Annotated in this window: 24 protein-coding genes, 1 tRNA gene and 1 riboswitch; of the genes, 10 read left to right on the top strand and 15 right to left on the bottom strand. The window is 69.2% G+C overall.

Annotation, left to right across the window (positions count from 1 at the left end; genetic code table 11):
* Nucleotides 1-31 precede the first annotated feature (31 nt).
* Together ABTX18_RS04195 and ABTX18_RS04190 are read right to left on the bottom strand one after the other, a co-directional pair.
* Nucleotides 32-1,009, bottom strand: coding sequence for an acetamidase/formamidase family protein (locus tag ABTX18_RS04195; RefSeq protein ID WP_352121206.1), 978 nt, complete (start codon nt 1,007-1,009; stop codon nt 32-34).
* Between the two features lie 91 nt (nt 1,010-1,100).
* The gene (locus ABTX18_RS04190) at nt 1,101-1,643 is read right to left on the bottom strand and encodes a hypothetical protein (RefSeq protein ID WP_352121205.1); all 543 of its coding nucleotides are present in this window, start codon (nt 1,641-1,643) and stop codon (nt 1,101-1,103) included.
* 149 nt (nt 1,644-1,792) lie between these two features.
* On the opposite strand from ABTX18_RS04190, the gene ABTX18_RS04185 reads away from it, so the two are divergent.
* Nucleotides 1,793-2,095 (top strand): hypothetical protein, encoded by a 303-nt coding sequence (locus ABTX18_RS04185; RefSeq protein ID WP_018517962.1) that lies wholly within the window; start codon nt 1,793-1,795, stop codon nt 2,093-2,095.
* A gap of 169 nt (nt 2,096-2,264) precedes the next feature.
* On the opposite strand, the gene ABTX18_RS04180 is transcribed toward ABTX18_RS04185, so the two are convergent.
* Nucleotides 2,265-3,671: a DUF445 domain-containing protein gene (locus ABTX18_RS04180; protein WP_503061090.1), complete on the bottom strand. Its 1,407-nt coding sequence runs from the start codon at nt 3,669-3,671 to the stop codon at nt 2,265-2,267.
* Nucleotides 3,672-3,816: 145 nt separating this feature from the next.
* On the opposite strand from ABTX18_RS04180, the gene ABTX18_RS04175 reads away from it, so the two are divergent.
* Nucleotides 3,817-5,055 carry an SGNH/GDSL hydrolase family protein gene (locus ABTX18_RS04175; RefSeq protein WP_352121203.1) on the top strand — a complete coding sequence of 413 codons (1,239 nt, stop codon included), beginning with the start codon at nt 3,817-3,819 and terminating at the stop codon, nt 5,053-5,055.
* Nucleotides 5,056-5,127: 72 nt separating this feature from the next.
* On the opposite strand, the gene ABTX18_RS04170 is transcribed toward ABTX18_RS04175, so the two are convergent.
* The gene (locus ABTX18_RS04170) at nt 5,128-5,790 is read right to left on the bottom strand and encodes a DUF1707 SHOCT-like domain-containing protein (RefSeq protein WP_503061106.1); all 663 of its coding nucleotides are present in this window, start codon (nt 5,788-5,790) and stop codon (nt 5,128-5,130) included.
* 213 nt (nt 5,791-6,003) lie between these two features.
* Here ABTX18_RS04170 and ABTX18_RS04165 point away from each other — a divergent pair, with 213 nt between their 5' ends.
* Both ABTX18_RS04165 and ABTX18_RS04160 read left to right on the top strand, forming a co-directional pair.
* Nucleotides 6,004-6,525: a DUF4396 domain-containing protein gene (locus tag ABTX18_RS04165; protein ID WP_352121201.1), complete on the top strand. Its 522-nt coding sequence runs from the start codon at nt 6,004-6,006 to the stop codon at nt 6,523-6,525.
* Between the two features lie 142 nt (nt 6,526-6,667).
* Nucleotides 6,668-7,078 (top strand): four-helix bundle copper-binding protein, encoded by a 411-nt coding sequence (locus ABTX18_RS04160; protein WP_352121200.1) that lies wholly within the window; start codon nt 6,668-6,670, stop codon nt 7,076-7,078.
* Nucleotides 7,079-7,140: 62 nt separating this feature from the next.
* Here the strand turns inward: ABTX18_RS04160 and ABTX18_RS04155 are convergent, their stop codons facing one another.
* Genes ABTX18_RS04155 through ABTX18_RS04145 form a run of 3 tightly spaced genes read right to left on the bottom strand, consistent with a single transcriptional unit; the run spans nt 7,141 to nt 9,807 of the window.
* A complete protein-coding gene (locus ABTX18_RS04155) occupies nt 7,141-8,115 on the bottom strand; it encodes an ABC transporter ATP-binding protein (protein ID WP_352121199.1) in 975 nt (324 codons plus the stop codon).
* A 29-nt stretch (nt 8,116-8,144) separates the two neighbouring features.
* Nucleotides 8,145-9,014 (bottom strand): ABC transporter permease, encoded by an 870-nt coding sequence (locus ABTX18_RS04150; protein ID WP_352121198.1) that lies wholly within the window; start codon nt 9,012-9,014, stop codon nt 8,145-8,147.
* On the bottom strand, nt 9,007-9,807 hold the full coding sequence (locus tag ABTX18_RS04145) for an ABC transporter permease (protein WP_352121839.1): 801 nt from the start codon (nt 9,805-9,807) through the stop codon (nt 9,007-9,009). The genes ABTX18_RS04150 and ABTX18_RS04145 overlap by 8 nt, the downstream gene beginning before the upstream one ends.
* Before the next feature lie 172 nt (nt 9,808-9,979).
* On the opposite strand from ABTX18_RS04145, the gene ABTX18_RS04140 reads away from it, so the two are divergent.
* On the top strand, nt 9,980-12,427 hold the full coding sequence (locus tag ABTX18_RS04140; RefSeq protein WP_352121197.1) for a transglycosylase domain-containing protein: 2,448 nt from the start codon (nt 9,980-9,982) through the stop codon (nt 12,425-12,427).
* A gap of 10 nt (nt 12,428-12,437) precedes the next feature.
* Here ABTX18_RS04140 and ABTX18_RS04135 read toward each other — a convergent pair whose 3' ends face one another.
* The 3 genes from ABTX18_RS04135 to ABTX18_RS04125 all read right to left on the bottom strand — a co-directional run bounded on the left by ABTX18_RS04135 (nt 12,438) and on the right by ABTX18_RS04125 (nt 13,658).
* Entirely contained in the window at nt 12,438-12,758 is a 321-nt protein-coding gene (locus ABTX18_RS04135) for a DMT family transporter (protein ID WP_018555875.1), read from the bottom strand.
* Nucleotides 12,759-12,795: 37 nt separating this feature from the next.
* A riboswitch (guanidine-III (ykkC-III) riboswitch) is annotated at nt 12,796-12,861 on the bottom strand.
* 91 nt (nt 12,862-12,952) lie between these two features.
* On the bottom strand, nt 12,953-13,291 hold the full coding sequence (locus ABTX18_RS04130) for a GroES family chaperonin (RefSeq protein WP_136325477.1): 339 nt from the start codon (nt 13,289-13,291) through the stop codon (nt 12,953-12,955).
* Nucleotides 13,292-13,337: 46 nt separating this feature from the next.
* A complete protein-coding gene (locus ABTX18_RS04125; protein WP_352121196.1) occupies nt 13,338-13,658 on the bottom strand; it encodes a DUF3618 domain-containing protein in 321 nt (106 codons plus the stop codon).
* A 127-nt stretch (nt 13,659-13,785) separates the two neighbouring features.
* On the opposite strand from ABTX18_RS04125, the gene bcp reads away from it, so the two are divergent.
* The 3 genes from bcp to ABTX18_RS04110 all read left to right on the top strand — a co-directional run bounded on the left by bcp (nt 13,786) and on the right by ABTX18_RS04110 (nt 16,136).
* Complete coding sequence (gene bcp / locus ABTX18_RS04120; protein ID WP_352121195.1) at nt 13,786-14,253, top strand: thioredoxin-dependent thiol peroxidase; 468 nt, start codon at nt 13,786-13,788, stop codon at nt 14,251-14,253.
* 156 nt (nt 14,254-14,409) lie between these two features.
* Complete coding sequence (proP, locus tag ABTX18_RS04115) at nt 14,410-15,906, top strand: glycine betaine/L-proline transporter ProP (RefSeq protein ID WP_352121194.1); 1,497 nt, start codon at nt 14,410-14,412, stop codon at nt 15,904-15,906.
* Nucleotides 15,907-16,052: 146 nt separating this feature from the next.
* Nucleotides 16,053-16,136 (top strand) — tRNA-Leu (locus ABTX18_RS04110).
* 58 nt (nt 16,137-16,194) lie between these two features.
* Here ABTX18_RS04110 and rdgB read toward each other — a convergent pair.
* The 4 genes from rdgB to ABTX18_RS04090 form a co-directional block, all read right to left on the bottom strand.
* On the bottom strand, nt 16,195-16,797 hold the full coding sequence (gene rdgB, locus ABTX18_RS04105) for an RdgB/HAM1 family non-canonical purine NTP pyrophosphatase (protein WP_352121193.1): 603 nt from the start codon (nt 16,795-16,797) through the stop codon (nt 16,195-16,197).
* Nucleotides 16,798-16,829: 32 nt separating this feature from the next.
* Nucleotides 16,830-17,225, bottom strand: coding sequence for a DUF8711 family protein (locus tag ABTX18_RS04100; protein WP_352121192.1), 396 nt, complete (start codon nt 17,223-17,225; stop codon nt 16,830-16,832).
* Nucleotides 17,226-17,337: 112 nt separating this feature from the next.
* A complete protein-coding gene (gene rph / locus ABTX18_RS04095; RefSeq protein ID WP_352121191.1) occupies nt 17,338-18,075 on the bottom strand; it encodes a ribonuclease PH in 738 nt (245 codons plus the stop codon).
* Between the two features lie 132 nt (nt 18,076-18,207).
* Complete coding sequence (locus ABTX18_RS04090) at nt 18,208-18,441, bottom strand: PTS sugar transporter subunit IIB (RefSeq protein WP_018517946.1); 234 nt, start codon at nt 18,439-18,441, stop codon at nt 18,208-18,210.
* 222 nt (nt 18,442-18,663) lie between these two features.
* On the opposite strand from ABTX18_RS04090, the gene ABTX18_RS04085 reads away from it, so the two are divergent.
* Together ABTX18_RS04085 and ABTX18_RS04080 are read left to right on the top strand one after the other, a co-directional pair.
* Nucleotides 18,664-19,974, top strand: a complete 1,311-nt coding sequence (locus tag ABTX18_RS04085; RefSeq protein ID WP_352121190.1) for a PTS transporter subunit EIIC — start codon at nt 18,664-18,666, stop codon at nt 19,972-19,974.
* A 265-nt stretch (nt 19,975-20,239) separates the two neighbouring features.
* Nucleotides 20,240-21,490, top strand: coding sequence for a PTS transporter subunit EIIC (locus tag ABTX18_RS04080; protein ID WP_352121189.1), 1,251 nt, complete (start codon nt 20,240-20,242; stop codon nt 21,488-21,490).
* A gap of 75 nt (nt 21,491-21,565) precedes the next feature.
* Here ABTX18_RS04080 and ABTX18_RS04075 read toward each other — a convergent pair whose 3' ends face one another.
* Entirely contained in the window at nt 21,566-22,318 is a 753-nt protein-coding gene (locus ABTX18_RS04075) for an MBL fold metallo-hydrolase (RefSeq protein ID WP_352121188.1), read from the bottom strand.
* Nucleotides 22,319-22,564: the final 246 nt, after the last annotated feature.

The raw sequence follows: 22,564 nt of genomic DNA, 5'->3' as shown, positions 1-22,564 counted from the left end.
AGTACCCCGGCCACCGTCCCGCCCGCGTCCGTCAACCGCCCAGCAGGTCCCGTTCCACATGGGCCGTGACCACCCAGTTCGGGGCGTCAACCACCTCGGAGATCTTCAGGTCCGCTGCCACGCTCGCCAGCAGGTACGCGTCCTGCGATGCGAGGCCCGTGCGGGCGGTGATCTCGTCGATCAGCGCCCGGACGGCGTCCTTGGCCGCCTCCATCAGGTCCGGGCCGATGCCCGTCGTCGCCAGCGCCGCCCCGTCCCGGGCGCTCACCGGGTGGGTCTCGATCACCGGGGTGCGGGGCGCCGCGCCCTTGCGGACGTCCACCCGCAGCCGCACGGTGGCCCCGGTCTCGATCCCCGTACCGCAGACCTCGCCGTCGCCCATCGCGGCGTGCGCGTCGCCCGCCGACAGCAGGGCGCCTGCCACGCCCACGGGCAGGATCAGCCGGGCACCGGGCCCGATGTGGCGGATGTCCATGTTGCCGCCCCAGCGGCGGGGCGGGATGACCGAGTGCGGTCCGGGCTCGGGCGGGGCGACGCCGATCGTCCCGATCATCGGCACGACGGGTATCCGCAGACCGGGCAGGAGCTCCGCGTGGCCGTCGCCGATGGCGGAGATCCGCAGGTGCGGATCGGGGAAGTCGTCGGCGAGCAGCCCGAATCCGGGCAGACAGGCGGTCCAGCCCCACTCCCCCACCTGTACGTCGAGGATGTCGACGACCAGCGCGTCACCCGGCTCGGCACCGGCCACGCGCAGCGGCCCGGTGACCGGGTTGAGCGTGCCGAAATCGAGCGCGGTGAGGTCGGCGGCGGTCGACGCCCTCCCCAACTGCCCACCGCTCGCGTCCTGGAACTCCAGGACCGCCTCGTCGCCGGGGGCGAGCGTGGCGACGGGGGCGATCGCCCGGTCCCAGGTGTGGTGCGCCTGCCCGCGGTGGATGCTGAAGTCACTCATGAACGGTCCGGCCTCCAGGTCGAGTTCGGTGCGCCGGCCGTTCAGGGCCGGCCGCACGGCACGTTGATCCTGGCGCGGGTGTGCGCGCTGCACAACAGGGTCGGCCGGGAGTCGGGCCGTCAGCGGAGCCGGCCCGGGAGCCGGTCGGTCAGCGGTAGTCCTCCGGGTGGCCCTGCATCCACGTGTTGATGCGGTCGCGCGTGCCGATCAGGTCGTCGAAGTGCTTCTCCAGGTTGGCCGTCGAGTTGTCGCCGGCCAGCTTCGTGCGCAGGGTGTTCAGCCGGCCCAAGGGCTCCTTGAAGTGGTCCGGGCGGGCGTTGTCCGCCTTCATCGCCTTGCCCAGGCCGTCCAGTTCCTCGTTCACCCGGCCCAGGAAGTAGGCGCAGTCCCCCGCACCCGGGGTGCAGTTGTCGTCGAGCGTGGCCTGGAGACCGGCGAAGGCGTCGCGCACCTCTCCGGGTCCGGCGTTCAGGGCAGCCTCCCGGTCCGCCTGCGCCTCGGTCGTCGCCTCCGCGTCCGCCTCGGCCTGCTCGATCCCCTTGTCCACCGCCGACGCGTTCACCGAGGGCGCCACGTACGGGACATCGTCGCCGGGGCCCTGCGAGGTGCTGGCCTCGGTGCAGCCGGCCAGGGCCATCAGGGCGGCCGCCACGGCCGGTACGGCGGTGGACATGCGGATGCGAACAGCCATGTGAGGCCCCCCTCGTCGGTTGGCCCAGACCATACCGCGCGCCGCGCCCGCCGATGACCGCGTTAGCCTCGGAGCCGTAAGCCGGTACGGGCGGTGCGCGCGCCGCGGGTACGGCCACGACGATCTACGAGAAGGCTGAGGTGGCTGCGATGGCGAAGGTTCCGGCAGCGGCGGTGGCGGCGGGCGGACTGGTCGGCGGTTACGCCGTGGCACGGTGGACCAGGAAGCGGCCGCTGGGCGGCGTCGCGCTCGCCGCCGCGGGAGGCGTCGCCGCGTACGAGTGGAACCGGCAGGCCGGGCCGCGGGCCGCCGTCGCCCTGACGACCGCCTATGTGGCCGCCTTCGCGGGTTCGCACCCGCTGGCGAAGAAGGTCGGCGCCTGGCCCGCGGTGTTCACCGTGGCGGGCACGGTGGCCGCCGCGTCGTGGGCCGTCACGCGCCGCGCCGCCTGAACCGGGCCGGCGGAAACTTCTTCCGTACGCGGTGAACGCGGGCGGACCCGTGCCCGTATTCATGGGCACTCCCCCGCGTAACCCGGGTGCGTATCCGAACTCGACAGGACGGATACGCACCCGGTCCCGCTCCCGGCTCCCGGCTCCCGGCTCCCGGCTCCCGGAGTGTCTACGCTCCGAACGCCCAGGACACCGAATAGATCACCAGGCCCGCGAGCGCGCCCACCACCGTGCCGTTGATCCGGATGAACTGCAGATCGCGGCCGATGTGCGCCTCGATCTTCTTCGACGTCTGGTCCGCGTCCCAGCCGGCCACCGTGTCGCTGATCAGTGACGTGATCTCCGCCCGGTACGTCGTGACCACATACACCGCCGCGTCCTCCAGCCAGCCCTCCAGCTTCGCCTGGAGCCGCTCGTCCGTCGCCAGTCTGGCGCCCAGCGACATCAGCGAGGCGCGGGCCCGCAGCCGCAGTTCGCTCCGCTCGTCCTCCGCCGCCGTGATCATCATCTGCCGGACGGACGACCATGCGGAGGCGATGACGTCCTGGACCTCGCCGCGTCCCAGGATCTCCGACTTCAGCCGCTCCACCCGGGCCCGGGTCTCCGCATCGGTCTGGAGATCGGCCGCGAAGTCCGTCAGGAAGGTGTCGATCGAGCCGCGTGCCGGGTGCCCCGGCATGTCGCGCATCTCGGTGAGGAACCGCAGCAGCTCCTTGTAGACCCGCTCGCCCACCCGCTTGTCGACGAAGCGCGGGGTCCAGCCCGGCGCCCCGCCCTGCACCGCGTCCATCACCGAGTCGCCGTGCTCCACCAGCCAGTCGTGCGCCCGCACGCAGATCAGGTCCACCACCTTGCGGTGACCGCCGTCCGCGACGACCTTCTCCAGCATCTTGCCGAGACCGGGGCCGACCTCCGCCGTGTTCGCCCGGCGGGTGATCGCCTCGCCGACGACCGCCTGCACGTCCGAGTCCCGCAGAACGGTGAGCGCGCCCCGCAGCGCGGTCGACAGCTCGGCCGTCACCCGGTCCGCGTGGGCGGGCTCCGCGAGCCAGGCGCCGAGCCTGCCGCCGATGGCCAGGGAGTGGATCCGGTCGCGGACGACGCCGCCCGACAGAAAGTTCTCGCCGACGAAGGAACCGAGGGAGGCCCCCAGCTGGTCCTTCTTCGTGGGAATGATGGCGGTGTGCGGAATCGGCAGACCGAGCGGACGCTTGAAGAGAGCAGTGACAGCGAACCAGTCGGCCAGCGCACCCACCATGCCCGCCTCGGCAGCCGCTGCGACGAAGCCCGGCCAGCCGCCCACCCCCTCGTTCTTCGCCCAGGTGGCGAGGACATACACCAGCGCGACAAACAGAAGGAGGCCGGTGGCCGTGGTCTTCATACGCCGTACGCCACGACGCTTCTCCTCGTCGGCGGCCGTGTACGCGAACGAGGCGAGGGACGCCGCCGGACGCGCGCCCGCCCGTCGCCCCGGCCCCGGCCCCGAGCCGTCCGCACCCGTGCCGGTACCCGCCGTCCCGGTGCCCGCCGCGCCGGCCGTCGCGTCCTTCGCCGTGCCGCCTTCGATCCGTTCCATGCGCTCCACCCGTCCGCGTACCCGTCGCCCCCGGCGCCCCGTACGCATTGTGCCTACCTGACCTACTCCCGGGCCGCACGTCGAGTTCCCCGCGCCCTGCCGCATCATGAATCCGACCCCGAACAAACGAGGAGACACGCCGCCCATGCCCAGGCGCCACGAGTCCGCCCTGCTCATCGCCCTGGTGGCGGGCACCGCCGCGCTCGCCGCCGTCGTGGCGTTCGCGGGGGCCCTGCTGTTCTCCGGGCCGTCCCGGGCGAAGACGGCAGCCGCCGGCCCGCAGGGCGCCGGCCGGGCCCCCGCCGCACCGGCCCACTCCGCCGGTCACTGGCTCGCCACCTGGGCCGCGGCCCCCGTACAGGGGCAGATCGACCAGGGCACCGACCCGGCCCTGCGCACCATCCGTAACGTCGTACACACCAGCATCGGCGGTGACGCGGCCCGCGTCACCCTCTCCAACCTCTTCGGTACGCATCCCCTGCTCATCGACCAGGTGACCGTGAACGCCCTTCCGGTCACGTTCCGCGGCGCACCGTCCGTGACCGTCGCCGTCGGCGGGCAGGTCGTCAGCGATCCCGTCGCCGTCCCGGTCGCTCCCGACGCCGATCTCACCGTCGCCCTGCGCACCCCCACCGCCCGGGGCCCGGTCACCTTCCACCCCAACAGCCACCAGACGTCCTTCATCGACGACGCGCAGGGCACCCGGCGCACGACGGACTGGCGCTACCTCACCGCCGTCGACGTACGGGCCAGGACCGCCGCGGGGACCCTCGTGGCCTTCGGCGACTCACTCACCGCGGGCAGCGGCTCCACCACCGACGCGAACAGCCGCTGGCCCGACGTACTCGCCGACCGGCTGCACGGCCGGTACGCGGTGGTCAACCAGGGCATCGGCGGCAACCGCGTCCTGCGCGACGGCACCGGCCCACGCGCCCTCGACCGCTTCGAACGCGACGTCCTGAACGTCACCGGGGCGAAGACCGTCGTCATCGCCCTCGGCATCAACGACATCCAGAACCTCCCCCGGGAGACGGACCCCGCGCGGATCACGGACGCCCTGCGCACCCTGACGCAGCGCGCGCACGCCCGCGGACTGCGGGTCGCCGGCGCGACCTTGATGCCGTCCGAGGGCTACCGCACCTGGACCCCCGCCCAGAACGCCGTACGCGTGCAGGTCAACGAGACGATCCGGGCCGGCGGGGTCTTCGACGAGGTCCTCGACTTCGAGGGCGCGGTACGCGACCCGTCAAGGCCGGACCGGCTGCTGCCCGCCTACGACTCCGGCGACCACCTCCACCTGAACGACGCCGGCTACCAGCGCCTCGGATCGCTCATCGATCTGAACAGCCTGCTGCACACCCGGCCCTTGTCGGACGCGCTCTAGGGTCTTTCGTTTGGATCATGCCGGGCTCGCGGGGTCCGGCCTGATCCAAACGAAAGGCTAGGCGCGGCTCCCCTATCGGTCGCCGTCGCCCTTCTCCAGGCGCGGGCGCTCCGCGTTCCGCAGGCGCTGCTTCTCCGCCTTGCTCCGCTTGTGCTCCACCCCGACGCCGCCCATCAGCGCGAGGCCGGTGATCCGCACCCGGGGAGCGTCCGGTGCCGGGACCCCGTCGTCCTTCGCGCGCTCCCCGAAGCCGCCCATGATGCCGATGCCGCGTACCTCGACGTTCAGCTCCGGCGGGACCGTCACCTGGATGCCGCCCATGATCGCGAAGCAGCGGACGACCACCTCGCCGTCCTCGAAGCTCGCCTCGCGCAGATCGATCTCGCCGCCGCCCCACATCGCGAACGCGGTGAACACCCGGCCGACCGTCCAGTGGCCCCGGCGCGCGAACCCGCCCCAGAACGCGAAGGCGCCCCGCGAGGTGGCGGGCCTGCCGACGCGGTCCGACCAGCGGGCCATCGACCCCGTCCGGGGCCGATCCCCGGCCACCGGCGCCACCGGCGCACCACCGGAGGCGGGCAGATCGCGGACGAGCGGTTCGAGCTCGCCGTGGGTGCGGGCCTTGTAGGCGACGTCCAGCCGCTGCTCGAACTCCTCCATCTGCAGCCGGCCCTCGGCCACTGCCTCCCGCAGAACCTCGGCGATCCGTTCACGTTCGGCGTCGGAGGCGCGCATCTCCGGAAGTTCGCTTGTCATAGGTGCAGCCTATTGAGCTTGCGGCCCCCCGCCAGCGAAACCGCCGGATGGGACGGCTTCCGACGGCATCCGGCGGTCCGGACGGCGAAAGGTGAGCTCCACCCCCCTGGACAGATACCCCTGGGGGGTATACGTTTTCTGGTACGGGTCCACGGGAACGGGCCACACTGGACGGGATTGGGGATGACGGCCATGGATCACAGCGCACACCACACAGCCGCCGCGCACGACCACGCCGCGCACCAGGCGCACGCCGGCCATGCCGGGCACGGGACGGGCGGGGCGACCTGGGGAGCCGCCGCGAAGGCGACGCTGCACTGCCTGACCGGATGCGCGGTCGGCGAGATCCTCGGCATGATCATCGGCACCGCCCTGATGTGGGGCAACGTCCAGACGATGATCCTCGCGATCGCGCTCGCGTTCGTCTTCGGCTACTCGTTCACGCTGTTCGGGATCCGCAACGCGGGGCTGGGCTTCAAGACCGCCCTCAAGGTCGCCCTGGCCGCGGACACCGTCTCGATCGTGGTGATGGAACTCGTGGACAACGGCATCATCGCCCTGGTCCCCGGGGCGATGGACGCCCACCTCGCCGACGCCCTGTTCTGGACCACACTCCTGGGCGGCTTCGTCATCGCCTTCCTGATCACGACACCGGTCAACAAGTGGCTGATCGGCCGCGGCAAGGGCCACGCCGTCGCCCACGCCTACCACTGACCCGGCAGCCCGACACCGCGCCCGGCCGCACCTCACGGTGCTGCCGGGCGCATGCGCGCGTGAAGGCGTTAGCTGGAAGTACCGGGGACTTCGATGGCGGCCGCCCGGACCCGCCGGCCCCCGGGAGAACGGAGGCATGGTGATGACCAGCACCGTGAAGGGCATGCTCGCCACCTACCCGGCCGACCTCGGCGCCATCGACCAGGCCAAGCTCGTCAAGTGCGTCGAGGAGTGCATCGCCTGCGCACAGGCGTGTACGGCGTGCGCGGACGCCTGCCTGTCCGAGGGCATGGTGGGCGATCTGGCCAAGTGCATCCGCACCGACATGGACTGCGCCGACATCTGCACCGCCACCGCCGCGGTCCTGTCGCGTCACACCGGCTACGACGCCAACATCAGCGCCGCGATCCTGAACGCGTGCGCCATGGTCTGCAAGGCGTGCGCCGACGAATGCGGACGGCACGCGGACATGCACGAGCACTGCCGCCTGTGCGCCGAGGCCTGCCGCTCCTGCGAGCAGGCGTGCAACGAACTCCTCGGCGCCCTCGGCTGACAGCACACCGGGCGGGGCAGCGCGGCCGGTGGCCTGCGCCGCGCCCGTCCGGCGCCACCCCACTACCTGCCGGAAGCCGACGCGTACATCTTCGCGATCACGGCCTCGATGTCGGGCTCCCGCACCGAGAGATCCATCAACGGATACTCCGCCGCGATCCGCGCCACCAGCGGAGCCGCCGAGGCGGACGCCGGAAAGGCCAGCCACTGCCGTACCCCCTCCACCTTCACCGTACGCACCGAAGGCTCCGACTCCAGCCGGATCGGCGGGAGTTCACGCTCCAGATCCACCACGAGCGTCCGCTCGCTCTCCCCCACCTCGTGCAGGCCCGCGAGCGCACCGTCGTACATCAGACGGCCGTGATCAATCACCATCACCCGCTTGCACAACTGCTCGATATCGGTCAGATCGTGAGTGGTGAGCAGCACCGTCGTACCGCGCTCCGCGTTCAAGTCACGCAGAAAACCCCGCACCTTGGCCTTCGACACCACATCGAGCCCGATCGTCGGCTCGTCCAGGTACAGCACCTCCGGGTCATGCAGCAGAGCGGCAGCGATATCACCCCGCATCCGCTGCCCCAACGACAACTGCCTCACCGGCACATCCAACAACTCGCCCAGATCGAGAAGTTCGATGCAGCGGTCCATATTGACCCGGAAACGGTCATCGGGAATCCGGTACATCCGGTGCATCAGACGGTACGAGTCCCGCAACGGCAGGTCCCACCACAGCGTCGTGCGCTGACCGAAGACCACACCGATCCGGTGCGCCAGCCTCGTACGCTCCCGCGACGGATCGATGCCCGCCACCCGCAGCGAACCGGCGCTCGGGGTGAGGATCCCCGTCAGCATCTTGATCGTCGTCGACTTCCCCGCCCCGTTCGGACCGATGTAGCCGACCATCTCCCCGCGCGCCACCCGGAAGCTGATCCCGTCGACAGCCCGCACCGCACGCCGTTCGCTGCGCAGGAAACCCGTCCTGCGACGGACGTCGAAGACCTTCTCCACACCGTCCAGCTCGATGAAGTCGGTACCCATGCCGGCCGCCTCCTCCCGCTCGCCCCTCGTCAACTTCCCGTACTCCGGTACGCCCGCAGCCCCGCCCGCCACGCCCATCCCGCGAGCGCCCCGCACCCACCCGCCACCAGCGGCGGCAGGAACGCCACCCAGTCCGGCAGGCCCAGCGGATAGTCCCGCCCCAGCACATACAAGGACGGCAGCCAGTTCACAAAGGCCAACGGGACGACGAACGTCACCCCGCGCACCAGATCCGTCGCGAAGATCGTCGGCGGGTACTGGAGCAGCGTCGCCCCTCCGTACGTGAACGAGTTCTGCACCTGCGAGGCGTCCTGCGCGACGAACTGGAACGCCGCCCCGGCCACGAACACCGCCGCGAAGATCCCCGCCCCGCTCACCACCATCAGCGGCACCAGCACCACCTTCGCCACCGTCCAGTCGACGTCCAGCGTCACCAGCGCACAGCCGAGCACCAGCAGCCCCTGGCTCACCCGCCCCAGCCTGCGCAACGCGAACCGGTCCGCCGCCACCTGCGCCAGCACCGGAACCGGCCGCACCAGCAACGTGTCCAGCGTCCCGTCCCGCACCCGGCGGCCCAGCCGGTCCATCGACCCCATCAGCAGATCCGCCAGGCCGAACGCCGTACCCGAGGCCCCGTACAGCAGGGCGATCTCCGGCAGCGTGTAACCGCCCAACGCGTCGACATGGGAGAACATCAGCAGGATCGCGACGAAGTCGAACGCCGTCACCGCGAAGTTACCGAACGTCGTCATCACGAACGACGCCCGGTACGCCATCGTCGACCGCAGCCACATCCCCACGATCAGCCCGTACGCCCGGACCCCCTCCACCGCCCGCGACCGGGGAACGAACACCACCTCCGGCCCCCGGGCCACCACCTCGTCCACCGCCTCAGCCACCCTGGACCACCACCCTCCGCGTCGCCACCGACTGCAGCAGCCGCCCCGCCAGCAGCAGCACCAGCGCCCAGCCCGCCTGGAACGCGTACACCCGCACCAGACCCCAGCCGGTTTCCTTGCCGAGGAACACATCGGCGGGCACCTGGAGCAGCGCCGACCACGGCAGCGCCCGCGCCACCTCGCCCAGCAGCCCCGGGAACAGATTCAGCGGCAGCAGCATCCCCGAGAAGAACGTCCCCGCCAGGAACGCCATCTGCGCCGCCCCCGCCCCGTCCATCAGCCAGAACGCCGACAGCGCCACCAGATAGCGGATCGCGAAACTCACCACGACCCCCAGCGTCACCGCCACCAGGAAGGCCACCCACGGCCCCGGCGACGCGGGCATCGCCAGATCGAAGGCCAGCGAGCCGAGGATCATCGGCACGATGCCACGCCCCAGCAGATGAAACGCCGCCCGGCCCAAGTCCCCCGCCAGCCACCACATCTGAAGGTCCACCGGCCGGTACAGATCGACCGCGATATCGCCCGTACGGATCCGCTCGATCAGCTCGTCCTCGAAACCGCCGCCCATCAGCACGCACGTCATCAACAGCGCCTGCCCCAGCCACACGTACGTGAGCGCCTGCGACATGTCGTAACCGCCGAGCTGCGGACGCTCGTCCCACAGCGCCGCATACGTGTACGCCAGCACAAAACCGAAGACGGTGTTCGTGAAGACCCCGGCAGCCGTCTCGATCCGGTACGTGGCATAGCGCCGGAACCCGCCCACCGCCACCATCGCGTACAGCCGCACCCTCACCACCCCCAACGATCGGGGTGCCCCGCCGCGCGCGGACACCAAAGCGCAGGAGCCTAGCCCAGCCGGGGCAACCGCCGCGACCGCTTTGCGAAGGTCGATCCGGTAGTTATTCCACAGAAAAGTGCAGTATGGGAGAACTGACCGCGGCCGAGGAGTCTGCACCGACATGAGCGACGAGCCACAGCAGCAGAACGGGGACCCGGCAGACCCCGGCTGGACCCCCAGAGACCTGTCTGCCGACGCTGCCGCCCCCGCGGAACAGGGCACCCCGGCCGCCGGCGGAGAGGCCGCGGGACAACAGAAGAAGCCGAAGAAACCCAAGCGCCCCAAACGCACCGGATGGCGCCGCGCCATCCCCACCTGGCGCATGGTCCTCGGCGGCATCCTCCTCATCGCACTCGTCCTGATCGGCGGCTTCATCGCCGGCTACCAACTCGTCGACATCCCGCCCGCCAACGCCAGCGCCACCGCCCAGTCCAACGTCTACCTCTACAAGGACGGCAGCGTCATCGCCCGCGACGGCGAAGTGAACCGGGAGAACGTCCGCCTCGCCCAGATCCCCCGCACCGTCCAGCACACCGTCCTCGCCGCCGAGGACCGCGACTTCTACTCCGAACGCGCCGTCGACATCAAGGCGATGTTCCGGGCCGGCTGGAACACCCTCACCGGCAAGGGCAAACAAGGCGGCTCCACCATCACCCAGCAGTACGTCAAGAACTACTACCTGGGCCAGGAACAGACCGTCGTCCGCAAGATCAAGGAATTCTTCATCGCGATCAAGCTCAACCGCGAAGAATCCAAGGACCAGATCTTCGAGGGCTACCTCAACACCAGCTACTTCGGCCGCAACGCCTACGGCATCCAGGCCGCCTCCCAGGCCTACTACAGCAAGGACGTCGGCGACCTCACCACCGCCGAAGGCGCCTACCTCGCCTCCCTCCTCAACGCGCCCAGCGCCTACGACGTCGTCACCAACCCCGAGAACAAGCCCGCGGCCCTCGCCCGCTGGAACTACGTACTCGACGGCATGGTCAAGGAGAAGTGGCTCACCCCCGCCGAGCGCGCCGCCCTCACCTTCCCCGTGCCCGGCGCCGTCAAGCCCACCAACAGCCTCTCCGGACAACGCGGCTACATCGTCCAGGCCGTCGAGGACTACCTCGTCCGCAACGACATCCTCGACGAGAAGACCCTCGCCACCCGCGGCTACCGCATCACCACCACGCTGGAGAAGAAGAAGCAGGACGCCCTCGTCAAAGCCGTCGACGACAACGTCATGTCCAAGACCAGCAAAGACAACAAGGCCGACCGCAACGTCCGCGTCGGCGGCGCCTCCATCGACCCCGCCACCGGCCACGTCCTCGCCCTGTACGGCGGCATCGACTACACACGCCAATACGTCAACAACGCCACCCGCCGCGACTACCAGGTCGGCTCCACCTTCAAGCCGTTCGTCTTCACCTCAGCCGTCGCCAACCGCTCCACCACCCGGGACGGCCGCCGCATCACCCCCGACACCCTCTACGACGGCACCAACAAACGCATGGTCCAAGGACCCGACGGACCCACCGGATACGACCCCGCCAACGAGGACGACCGCAGCTACGGCCAGATCACCGTCCGCGAAGCCACCGACAAATCCGTCAACGCCGTCTACGCCCAGATGGCCGAGGACGTCGGCCCCGAAAAGGTCCGCACCACCGCCGTCGACCTCGGCATCCCCAAGGACACCCCCGACCTCACCGCCTCCCCGTCCATCGCGCTCGGCCCCTCCACCGCCAGCGTCCTCGACATGACCGAGGCCTACGCCACCCTCGCCAACCACGGCGAACACGGCGCCCACGTCCTCGTCGACCACGTCTCCAAGGACGGCGAGAGCGTCGACCTCCCCGACCGCACCACCGAACAGACCGTCACCCGCGAAGCCGCCGACACCACCACCTCGATCCTCCGGAGCGTCGTCGACGGAGGCACCGGCACCGCCGCCCAGGGCGCCGGCCGCCCCGCCGCCGGAAAGACCGGCACCGCCGAGGAGGACAAGGCCGCCTGGTTCGCCGGCTACACCCCCGGCCTCGCCACCGTCATCGCCGTCATGGGCCAGAACCCCGCCACCGGCGCCCAGACACCGCTCTACGGAGCACTCGGCCTCCCCCGCATCAACGGCGGCGGCGCACCCGCCCTGACCTGGGCCCAGTACACCGGAGCCGCCCTGCAGGGCACCCCCGTCGAAGAGTTCGACCTCGAACTGGAGCCCGGCAGCGACGAGACCGCACTGCCCAGCGACGAGAGCACCGCCCCCGGCACCACCGGCCGGCCCACCCGAAGCCCCTCCAGCACCCGCCCCACCACCTCCAACCCGCCCACCACCCCGTCCACCCCGCAGACCGCCCCCGGCACCACCGACAACACCGGCGGCACGGACAGCGACGGCGGAACCACGGACGGCGGCGAGGACAACGGGGGCGGAGGCAACGGAGGCGGCACCGGCGGCGAGGACGACGGCGGCGGTGACAGCGGGGGCCGCGACAACGGCGGAGGCGAAGAGTTCTTCGAAGGCCCCCGCGGCACGCGCGCCCCCGCCATCCCCGTCGCCCCCGCCACCCCCACGCGTCGGTGACCCGGCGGCGTCAGTGACCCGACGTCGCCTTCAGCCCCACCACCGCCACCAGCAACAGACACACGAAGAAGATCCGGGCCGCCGTCACCGGCTCATGCAGCACCACCATGCCCAGCACCGCCGCACCCGCCGCACCGATACCGACCCACACCCCGTACGCCGTACCGATCGGCAACGTCCGCGCCGCATGCGAAAGCAACAGCATGCTCGCCACGATCCCCAGCCCTGTGAACACACTCGGCCACAGCCGGGTGAACCCCTCGGTGTACTTCATCCCGATCGACCAGGCCACTTCCAGCAGACCCGCGACCACCAACAGAACCCACGCCACGACGGCACCTCCGACGACAGAACACACGAACAACACGGGTGCGTCGTCTTTACGGAAACCCGGTACGGCGCGTCTCGTCGGGATCACTCCACCGTAGCAAAGAACAGGCAAAGGGCCTGGTGACAACGGTCACCAGGCCCCTCACGCCACCATCAGGACTACATCAGGACTCAGGACTCAGGACTCCATCAGGACTACAGATACAGGCCCGTCGAATCCACCGAACCCTCGAACCGGTCCGCGGCCACCGCATGCAGATCCCGCTCCCGCATCAGCACATACGCCACGCCCCGCACCTCCACCTCGGCACGGTCCTCGGGGTCGTACAGCACCCGGTCCCCCGGCTCCACCGTCCGCACGTTCTGACCCACCGCGACCACCACGGCCCAGCCCAGCCGGCGCCCGACCGCAGCCGTCGCCGGAATCAGAATCCCGCCACCCGAACGCCGCTCACCCTCGGGCGAATCGGACCGGACCAGCACACGGTCGTGCAGCATCCGGATGGGCAGCTTGTCGTCGCTGTTCTCGCTCACGCCCCGCAACCTACCCGGCCCCGGCACCGACCCGCGCCCCCGGGTGTCAACGCTTCCGGCGCCGCTTCGACACGACCACCAAACCCACCACACCCACCACCAGCAACGCCGCCGGAACCACCCGCTCCAGACGCGGAGCACCATCCTCCGACACGAACTGCGCCTTCACATCCGACACCGTCCGGTTCACCGCGACGAACGCACGCCCGGCCGTCCGGTCCACCGTCCCGGCCACCTTCGCCTTCGCATCACCCATGATCGTCTTCGGGTGCACCCGCACCCCGATCTCATCGAGCACCACCGCCAGCTGCTCACGCCTGCTGATGATGTCCGCCTCGATCTGCGCAGGGCTCCTGGCATCCGACACTGCGCCGCCTCCGTGATCCTCGTCCGGTAAACCTTCATCGACAGTCTGTCAGCTCGACCGCCCACGCACCCGGCGGCACCCCTATTACTCTCGGACCCGTACACCCCACGTACCAACGAGGAGAACCATGAGCGAGCGACTCCAGCCCGGCGACACCGCCCCCGCCTTCACCCTCCCGGACGCCGACGGCAACGACGTCTCGCTCGCCGACCACAAGGGCCGCAAGGTCATCGTCTACTTCTACCCGCGTGCGCTTACCCCCGGCTGCACCAAGCAGGCCTGCGACTTCACCGACAACCTCGACCTCCTGGCCACCGCCGGCTACGACGTCATCGGCGTCTCCCCCGACAAGCCCGAGAAGCTCGCCCAGTTCCGCGAAAAGGAGAACCTCAAGGTCACCCTCGTCGGCGACCCCGACAAGAAGACCCTGGAGGCCTACGGCGCCTTCGGCGAGAAGAAGAACTACGGCAAAACGGTGATGGGCGTCATCCGCTCCACGATCGTCGTCGACGAGAACGGCAAGGTCGAGCACGCCTTCTACAACGTGCGCGCCACCGGCCACGTCGCGAAAATCATCAAAGACCTGAACATCTGACCCAACCGGCAGGCAAACAGCACATAACCCCCCACGGATTGGGCCGAACGACCGAAACATGTGATGGACATCCCAATCCAGCACCGAATCGGTTTGCAACCGCCATGTCCGCGCAGAAGCCTTTCCTGGAACACCCACCGAGGAAAGGACCCGGCCATGGCGGCCTCCGACCCCCACCAGGCGGCCGACCCAGCAGCGGTCAAACGCCACCCCGCCCTCTTCCGCGTCATCCGAAAGCGCCAGAACCCCAAGCTGCGCAGGACCGACATCACGGTCACGGACGACCAAGCGGTCAAGAGGGCGGTCAAGGCGGCCTCACTCGGCAACGCCATGGAGTGGTTCGACTTCGGCATCTACTCCTACCTCGCAGCCACCCTCGGCCACGTCTTCTTCCCCTCCGGAAACGACACCACCCAGCTCCTCTCCTCCTTCGCCACCTTCGCCGTCGCCTTCCTCGTCCGGCCCCTCGGCGGCATGTTCTTCGGCCCCATGGGCGACAAGATCGGCCGCAAGAAGGTCCTCGCCCTCACCATGATCATGATGGCGGTCGGCACCTTCGCCATCGGCCTCATCCCCTCCCACGACACCATCGGCGTCGGCGCCCCCGTCCTCCTCATCCTCTTCCGGATGCTCCAGGGCTTCTCCACCGGCGGCGAATACGGCGGAGCCTCCACCTTCATCGCCGAATACGCCCCCGACAAACGACGCGGCTTCTTCGGCAGCTTCCTCGAATTCGGCACCCTCGCCGGATACGTCGGCGCCGCCGGCCTCGTCACCGCGCTCTACGCACTCCTCACCGACACCCAGATGGAAGCCTGGGGCTGGCGCATCCCCTTCCTCGTCGCCGGCCCCCTCGGCCTCGTCGGCCTCTACCTGCGACTCCGCCTCGACGAGACCCCCGCCTTCCAGAAGCTCGAAGGCGGCACCGCCCACGCCAGCGAGGCCGCGGACGGCGTCGAGACCACCGCCAAGGGCGACCTCGCCAAGATCTTCCGCAACTACTGGCCGACGCTCATCCTCTGCATCTGCCTCGTCGGCGCGTACAACATCACCGACTACATGCTGCTGTCGTACATGCCGACGTACCTCTCCGACGAACTCGGCTACAGCGAAACCCATGGCCTGCTGATCCTGCTCGCCGTCATGGTCTTCCTCATGCTGATCATCAGCCAGGTCGGCAAACTCTCCGACCACTTCGGCCGCAAGCCACTGCTGATGACGGGCATGCTCGGCTTCCTGTTCCTGTCCCTCCCCGCCTTCCTCCTGATCCGCCAGGGCAGCATCCCCGCGATCACGATCGGCATGCTGATGCTGGGCCTCTCCCTGGTCTGCATGCTCGGCACGATGTCCGCGGCACTCCCGGCCCTGTTCCCGACGAACGTCCGCTACGGGTCCCTGTCGGTGGGTTACAACCTGTCGGCGTCGATCTTCGGCGGTACGACCCCGCTGGTCATCACGGCCTTGATCAGCTGGTCGGGCACCAACCTGATGCCGGCGTACTACGCGATGGCGGCGGCACTGGTGGGCGTGATCGCGGTGGCCTGCATGAAGGAAACGGCCAACAGGCCGCTGGCGGGCTCCCCGCCGTCGGTGGAAACGAGCGAGGAGGCGGCAGAACTGGTCGCGGCCCAGACCCCGGACCCGAAGTTCTGACCCGTCCCGTACGGGGAATGGCCCGCCCCGCTTCGGTTCCCGCCGAAGCGGGGCGGGCCACCTGGTGCCGAAGGGGCACGCCGAGCCGCGCGCGAGTGAGGCGCCTACCACCCCGGTGGCCCGCCCGGTAGCATGGCAGGCGGCTAGCGGCGGTGGTGCAGAGGTGACACAGCAGATTTAGGTTCTGTGGCCCGTGAAACGGCTTGAGGGTTCGAATCCCTTCCGCCGCACAACGCGAACGGCCTGTACACCGAGGAACCGGTGCACAGGCCGTTTCTGCCTACGGGTTCACCCCACCAACTCCCGAACCACCGGAACCAGCGCCCGGAACGCCTTGCCCCGGTGGCTGATCGCGTTCTTCTCCGCTGCCGTCAGCTCAGCGCACGTGCGGGTCTCGCCCTCCGGCTGGAGGATCGGGTCGTAGCCGAAGCCGCCCGTGCCGGCGGGGACGTGGCGCAGGGTGCCGAGCAGGCGGCCCTCGACCACGCGTTCTGTGCCGTCGGGGAGGGCGAGGGCGGCGGCGCAGGCGAAGTGGGCCGCGCGGTGCGGGGTGTCGATGTCGGAGAGCTGGGCGAGGAGCAGGTCGAGGTTGGCGCGGTCGTTGCCGTGGGTGCCGGACCAGCGGGCCGAGAAGATGCCGGGGGCGCCGCCGAGTACGTCGACGCAGAGGCCGGAGTCGTCGGCGATGGCGGGGTGGCCGGTGGCTTGCGCGAGGGCGTGGGCCTTGAGGAGGGCGTTCTCGGCGAAGGTGACGCCGGTTTCCTTGACGTCGGGGATCTCCGGGTACGCGTCCGCGCCGACGAGTTCGTGGGTGAGTCCGGCGTCGGCGAGGATCGCGTGGAGTTCGGTGATCTTCCCGGCGTTGCGGGTGGCGAGGATGAGGCGGGTCATGGGTCGATTATCGCCGCGCCGGGCCGGTGCGGTTACGGGGTGCAGACCTTGCCGATCTCTGTTGCCGCGTCGGTGACGGGCGTGACGTCGGGGGTGGCGTCGCCCTTATTGATGGAGTCGCGGACACTGCCGACGCCTGCCTGGAGGTCGTCGACGGCCTTGCTGAGGTCGGCGTTGTCGGTCTTGTCGCCGAGGTTGCCGAGTTCCTTCTCGATCTGGTCGAGGGATTCGGAGGCCTGGGTGGGGTCGCTGGAGGCGTTGGCGACGGCCTGCCGGAGGTTGTCGACGCTGGTGGCGATGGCGTCGGCGGTGCGGACGCAGTCCAGGGTCTTGTCGAGGGCGCCGCAGCCGGCTGCGGCGGTGATGGTGAGCAGCGTGGCGGTGATGGCCAGTGCGGTGCGGCGGTGGTGTCGGTGGCGCGTGGCCATGGGTGGGTCCCTCCCCGGGTGCGGATGTGCGGACGGGCGCACGGTTTGATCCGTGCGCCCGTATGCGTATCGACGCTGTGTGGGGGGTTCTTGGTTGCTTCTTTACCCGGGTCTACTCACCGAGGGTGCGGGTGAGTGCCTGGTTCTGGAGGGTGGTGAGGTCGACGCAGCCGGCGGTGGCGAGGTCGAGGAGGAGGTTCAGTTCCTTGCGGTCGAACGGCTCGGCTTCGGCGGTGCCCTGGATTTCGACGAAGCGGCCGTCGCCGGTGCAGACGACGTTCATGTCGGTTTCGGCGCGGACGTCTTCCTCGTAGCAGAGGTCGAGGAGGGGGGTGCCGTCGACGATGCCGACGCTGATGGCGGAGACGGTGTCGGTGAGCGGTTTGCGGCCGTGCTTGATGATCTTCTTGTGCTGGGCCCAGGTGATGGCGTCGGCGAGGGCGACGTAGGCGCCGGTGATGGCGGCGGTGCGGGTGCCGCCGTCGGCCTGGAGGACGTCGCAGTCGAGGACGATGGTGTTTTCGCCGAGGGCTTTGTAGTCGATGACGGCGCGGAGGGATCGGCCGACGAGGCGGCTGATCTCGTGGGTGCGTCCGCCGATTTTGCCGCGTACGGATTCGCGGTCGCCGCGGGTGTTGGTGGAGCGGGGGAGCATGGAGTATTCGGCGGTGACCCAGCCTTCGCCGCTGCCTTTGCGCCAGCGGGGGACGCCTTCGGTGACGGAGGCGGTGCAGAAGACTTTGGTGTCGCCGAAGGAGATGAGTACGGATCCTTCGGCGTGCTTGCTCCATCCGCGTTCGATGGTGACGGGGCGGAGCTGGTCGGGGGTGCGGCCGTCGATACGTGACATGGCGTCGACTTTATCGGGTGCGGGGTGGGGGCTGTTGCGGTGTGCGGGGGGTGGGTGGGTGTGCCGCAGGCCCCGTCCTGGTGGGCGGGGCCTGCGGGGTTTGGGGCCGGGGCCCGGGGGTTCAGCGGGGGCTCACATCATGTCTTCGATGTCGGCGGCGATGGGGTCGGCGTCGGTGCCGATGACGACCTGGATCGCGGTGCCCATCTTGACGACGCCGTGGGCCCCGGCGGCCTTGAGCGCGGCTTCGTCGACCTTGCTCGGGTCGATGACCTCGGTGCGGAGGCGGGTGATGCAGCCTTCGACCTCTTCGATGTTCTCGATTCCGCCGAGCCCGGCGACGATCTTCTCAGCCTTGCTGGCCATGGCCTTCTCCCTGGTTCTTCACGTACGTGCGACGGCCCACCCTGGGTCCGTTTCGCCACGGTAACGCACGGTTGGCCCAACTTCGCGAGCGAGTGGCCCGATCATCACCAAAGATGACGATCACCGGCGCCCTGTCTTGCGGGCGGGCTCCGCACCGTACAGCAACTGGTCTACACCAGTGTGCAGCACCCGCCAAATGTGACCTGTTCCGGGAGGACGCCGATGAGCTCAAGCAGCGCAGCGATCCCACAGAAGAAGTGGTGGAACGGCCTCTTCCAGGGTCTGCAGAAGATGGGGCGCAGTCTGCAGCTGCCGATCGCCGTTCTGCCGGCGGCGGGGATCTTGAACCGGCTCGGCCAGCCGGATGTGTTCGGTGACGAGGGCCTTGGCTGGGACAACGTCGCGAAGGTGTTCGCGGCAGCAGGCGGTGCGCTGCTGGACTCGGGTCTCGGGCTGCCGTTGCTGTTCTGCGTGGGTGTCGCGATCGGCATGGCGAAGAAGTCGGACGGGTCGACGGCGTTGGCGGCGGTGACCGGGTTCCTCGTCTATTACGCGGTGCTGCACGCGTTCCCGGTGGACTGTCCCGGCGGGTCGACGTTCACCTCGGGCGGTACCTGGTTCGGTACGTGTGTCACGGGTGACGCACAGGTGACGGCGGCGGAGTACCAGAACCCGGGGGTGTTCGGCGGGATCGTGATGGGTCTGATGTCGGCGTGGTTCTGGCAGCGGTATCACCGGGTGAAGCTGGTGGACTGGCTGGGGTTCTTCAACGGCCGCCGGCTGGTGCCGATCATCATGGCGTTCGTGGGTCTGCTCTTCGCGGCACTCTGTGCGTGGCTGTGGCAGCCGGTCGGTGACGCGCTGACCAGCTTCTCGGAGTGGCTGGTGGATCTGAACTGGCTGGGCTCCGGCATCTTCGGTATCGCCAACCGGGCTCTGCTCGTCTTCGGGCTGCATCAGTTCCTGAACACGTTCGTCTGGTTCCAGTTCGGTGACTTCACGAAGCCGGACGGCACGGTCGTGCACGGTGACATCAACCGGTTCCTGGCGGGCGACCCGACGGCGGGCCAGTTCACGACGGGGTTCTTCCCGATCATGATGTTCGCGCTACCGGCGGCGGCCCTGGCGATCTACCACTGCGCGAAGCCGCATCGCCGGAAGGCGGTGGGCGGCATGATGATCTCGGTCGGCCTGACGTCGTTCGTGACGGGAATCACGGAGCCGATCGAGTACTCGTTCCTCTTCGTCGCGCCGCTGTTGTACGCGATCCACGCGGTGCTCACCGGTGTGTCGATGGCGGTGACATGGGCGCTCGGGGCGAAGGACGGCTTCAGCTTCTCGGCGGGTCTGATCGACTACGTCATCAACTGGAGCCTGGCGACGAAGCCGTGGCTGATCATTCCGATCGGGCTGGCGTTCGCCGTCGTGTATTACGTCATCTTCCGGTTCGCGATCACCAGGTTCAACCTCCAGACGCCGGGCCGTGAGCCCGACGAGGTGGAGGAGGAGATCGAGAAGAACCTGACGAAGTAAGCACCCGACCTGGGGTTATACCCTGGTCGGCGAAGGCCCTCGGACTTCCGGTCCGGGGGCCTTCGGCATGTCACTGTGCGTGGGTGGTGGCTGCTGTGAAGTAGTCGGGAATTGAAGGTTCCTTATCTAACCCTCACCGTGCTACAACTGGTCTACACCACTCAGTGGTCCAGACCACGCGCCGCGCAGCGGCGCGTTTCTCGAGTCGTCGCCCACCCAAAAAACACCCTGTCCCTGGCGGCGCCTTGCCTACTGGAGGAAGTTGATGAGTACGGCCACCGCCACGGCGGCCCCCGCGAAGAAGCGGGGCTCCGGCCTGTTCCAGGGCCTGCAGAAGGTGGGACGCAGCCTCCAGCTGCCGATCGCCGTGCTGCCGGCCGCGGGCATTCTGCTCCGTCTCGGCCAGCCCGACGTCTTCGGTGACGACGGTCTCGGCTGGCACAAGGTCGCTTCCGTGTTCGCCACTGCCGGCGGCGCGGTCTTCGACAACCTCCCGATGCTGTTCTGCATCGGTGTCGCCATCGGGTTCGCCAAGAAGTCGGACGGCTCCACCGCGCTCGCCGCGCTCGTGGGCTTCCTGGTCTACAGCAACGTGCTCAAGGCCTTCCCGGTCACCGAAGCGGTGATCCAGAAGGGCGCGGACACGGCGGCGACGTACAACAACCCCGGTGTGCTCGGCGGCATCCTGATGGGTCTCGTCACAGCGATCCTGTGGCAGAAGTTCCACCGCACCAAGCTGGTCGACTGGCTCGGCTTCTTCAACGGCCGCCGGCTCGTCCCGATCATCATGGCCTTCGTCGGTGTGCTCTTCGGTGTCTTCTTCGGCCTGGTCTGGGAGCCCATCGGTGAGGGCATATCCAACTTCGGCGAGTGGATGACCGGCCTCGGTTCCGTCGGCGCCGGCCTCTTCGGCCTGATCAACCGCGCGCTGATCCCGGTCGGCATGCACCAGTTCGTCAACACGGTCTCGTGGTTCCAGCTGGGTGACTTCACCGACGCCACGGGCGCCGTCGTGCACGGCGACCTGAACCGCTTCTTCGCCGGTGACCCGACCTCGGGTCAGTTCATGTCGGGCTTCTTCCCGATCATGATGTTCGGCCTCCCGGCCGCCGCCATCGCCATCGCCCACGCGGCTCGCCCCGAGCGCCGCAAGGCCGTGATGGGCATGATGATCTCCCTCGCGCTGACCTCGTTCGTCACCGGTGTGACCGAGCCGATCGAGTTCTCGTTCATGTTCATCGCGCCGGTCCTCTACGCGATCCACGCGGTGCTGACCGCCCTGTCGATGGCCGTCACCTGGGCGCTGGGCGTGCACGCCGGGTTCACCTTCTCGGCGGGCTTCATCGACTACGCGCTGAACTGGAACCTCGCGACCAAGCCGTGGCTGATCATCCCGATCGGTCTCGTCTTCGGAGCCATCTACTACGTGCTGTTCCGCTTCGCGATCACCAAGTTCAACCTCACCACCCCGGGCCGCGAGCCCGAGGAGGAGATCGAGGACCTGACCAAGGCGTAAGCCCGGTCCGTCCCACGACAGCTCGAAGCCCTCACCTTCCCGGCGGAAGGTGAGGGCTTCGTCGTGCCTCGTGGCTCAGATCTCGTACACGGCGCCCGGCACCGCGAGCTCCGTCGGGCCGTCGAAGACGTCCCTCGCGTCGGAGAGGTTGCGGGCGGCGTCGGTCCACGGCGGGATGTGGGTGAGGACCAGGCGGCCCACCTGTGCGCGGGCGGCGAGTTCGCCTGCCTCGCGGCCGTTGAGGTGGAGGTCCGGGATGTCCTCCTTGCCGTGGACGAACGACGCCTCGCAGAGGAAGAGGTCGGCGCCCTCCGCCAGCTCGTCCAGGGCCTCGCAGGTGCCGGTGTCGCCGGAGTACGTGAGCGAGCTGCCGCCGTGCTCGATGCGGATGCCGAACGTGTCGACGGGGTGGCAGAGCTTCTCCGTACGGACCGAGAAGGGGCCGATCTCGAAGGAGCCGGGCTTCAGGGTGTGGAAGTCGAAGACCTCGCTCATCGCGTGGTCGGACGGGGTGTCGGCGTGCGCGGTGGTGAGTCGCTGCTCCGTGCCGTCGGGGCCGTAGACCGGGATGCGGGCCTGGCGTCCGCCGTCGTGCGGGTAGTACCGGACGACGAAGTACGCGCACATGTCGATGCAGTGATCGGCATGGAGGTGGCTGAGGAAGATGGCGTCGAGGTCGTAGAGACCGACGTGGCGCTGCAGCTCGCCGAGGGCGCCGTTGCCCATGTCGAGGAGCAGCCTGAAGCCGTCGGCCTCTACGAGGTAGCTCGAGCATGCCGATCCCGCGGACGGGAACGAGCCGGAGCAGCCGACGACGGTGAGCTTCATGGAGCGTGAACCTCCGAGACGTGGGAACGGGGAGGGTTCGTGCGGTCTGTTGAGCGGTTTGTTGAGCGTAAGGCGCGAAAGAGCTGGTCGCTCCTTCGGAGTGTGTCGTTGTGGGGGAACTCACCTGTGCTGTCACCGGTTCGATGGAAGGGGGCGCGTGTGGCGGTGCGCTTGTGGGGGCGCGGCTCGTGGGGGTGCGCCTGCGGCGGGCTTGTCCCCTCCCCGCCCCTTCCCGGCAGCGACATC

Origin of the sequence: Streptomyces sp. NPDC096323, assembly GCF_040302845.1 — a bacterium.
Classification (GTDB): domain Bacteria; phylum Actinomycetota; class Actinomycetes; order Streptomycetales; family Streptomycetaceae; genus Streptomyces.
Note: the sequence above shows the minus strand (reverse complement) of the source record. Positions and strands in the feature narration are given on the sequence as shown.

Coding starts and splice junctions, on each gene's coding strand:
- ABTX18_RS04140 (WP_352121197.1), top strand. CDS start 9,980: ATGAGCGACGAGCCACAGCAGCAGAACGGGGACCCGGCAGACCCCGGC.
- ABTX18_RS04160 (WP_352121200.1), top strand. CDS start 6,668: ATGACCAGCACCGTGAAGGGCATGCTCGCCACCTACCCGGCCGACCTC.
- ABTX18_RS04155 (WP_352121199.1), bottom strand. CDS start 8,115: ATGGGTACCGACTTCATCGAGCTGGACGGTGTGGAGAAGGTCTTCGAC.
- ABTX18_RS04085 (WP_352121190.1), top strand. CDS start 18,664: ATGAGCTCAAGCAGCGCAGCGATCCCACAGAAGAAGTGGTGGAACGGC.
- ABTX18_RS04090 (WP_018517946.1), bottom strand. CDS start 18,441: ATGGCCAGCAAGGCTGAGAAGATCGTCGCCGGGCTCGGCGGAATCGAG.
- rdgB (WP_352121193.1), bottom strand. CDS start 16,797: ATGACCCGCCTCATCCTCGCCACCCGCAACGCCGGGAAGATCACCGAA.
- ABTX18_RS04170 (WP_503061106.1), bottom strand. CDS start 5,790: ATGCGCGCCTCCGACGCCGAACGTGAACGGATCGCCGAGGTTCTGCGG.
- ABTX18_RS04165 (WP_352121201.1), top strand. CDS start 6,004: ATGGATCACAGCGCACACCACACAGCCGCCGCGCACGACCACGCCGCG.
- ABTX18_RS04080 (WP_352121189.1), top strand. CDS start 20,240: ATGAGTACGGCCACCGCCACGGCGGCCCCCGCGAAGAAGCGGGGCTCC.
- bcp (WP_352121195.1), top strand. CDS start 13,786: ATGAGCGAGCGACTCCAGCCCGGCGACACCGCCCCCGCCTTCACCCTC.
- ABTX18_RS04190 (WP_352121205.1), bottom strand. CDS start 1,643: ATGGCTGTTCGCATCCGCATGTCCACCGCCGTACCGGCCGTGGCGGCC.
- ABTX18_RS04100 (WP_352121192.1), bottom strand. CDS start 17,225: ATGGCCACGCGCCACCGACACCACCGCCGCACCGCACTGGCCATCACC.
- ABTX18_RS04180 (WP_503061090.1), bottom strand. CDS start 3,671: ATGGAACGGATCGAAGGCGGCACGGCGAAGGACGCGACGGCCGGCGCG.
- ABTX18_RS04185 (WP_018517962.1), top strand. CDS start 1,793: ATGGCGAAGGTTCCGGCAGCGGCGGTGGCGGCGGGCGGACTGGTCGGC.
- proP (WP_352121194.1), top strand. CDS start 14,410: ATGGCGGCCTCCGACCCCCACCAGGCGGCCGACCCAGCAGCGGTCAAA.
- ABTX18_RS04175 (WP_352121203.1), top strand. CDS start 3,817: ATGCCCAGGCGCCACGAGTCCGCCCTGCTCATCGCCCTGGTGGCGGGC.
- ABTX18_RS04075 (WP_352121188.1), bottom strand. CDS start 22,318: ATGAAGCTCACCGTCGTCGGCTGCTCCGGCTCGTTCCCGTCCGCGGGA.
- rph (WP_352121191.1), bottom strand. CDS start 18,075: ATGTCACGTATCGACGGCCGCACCCCCGACCAGCTCCGCCCCGTCACC.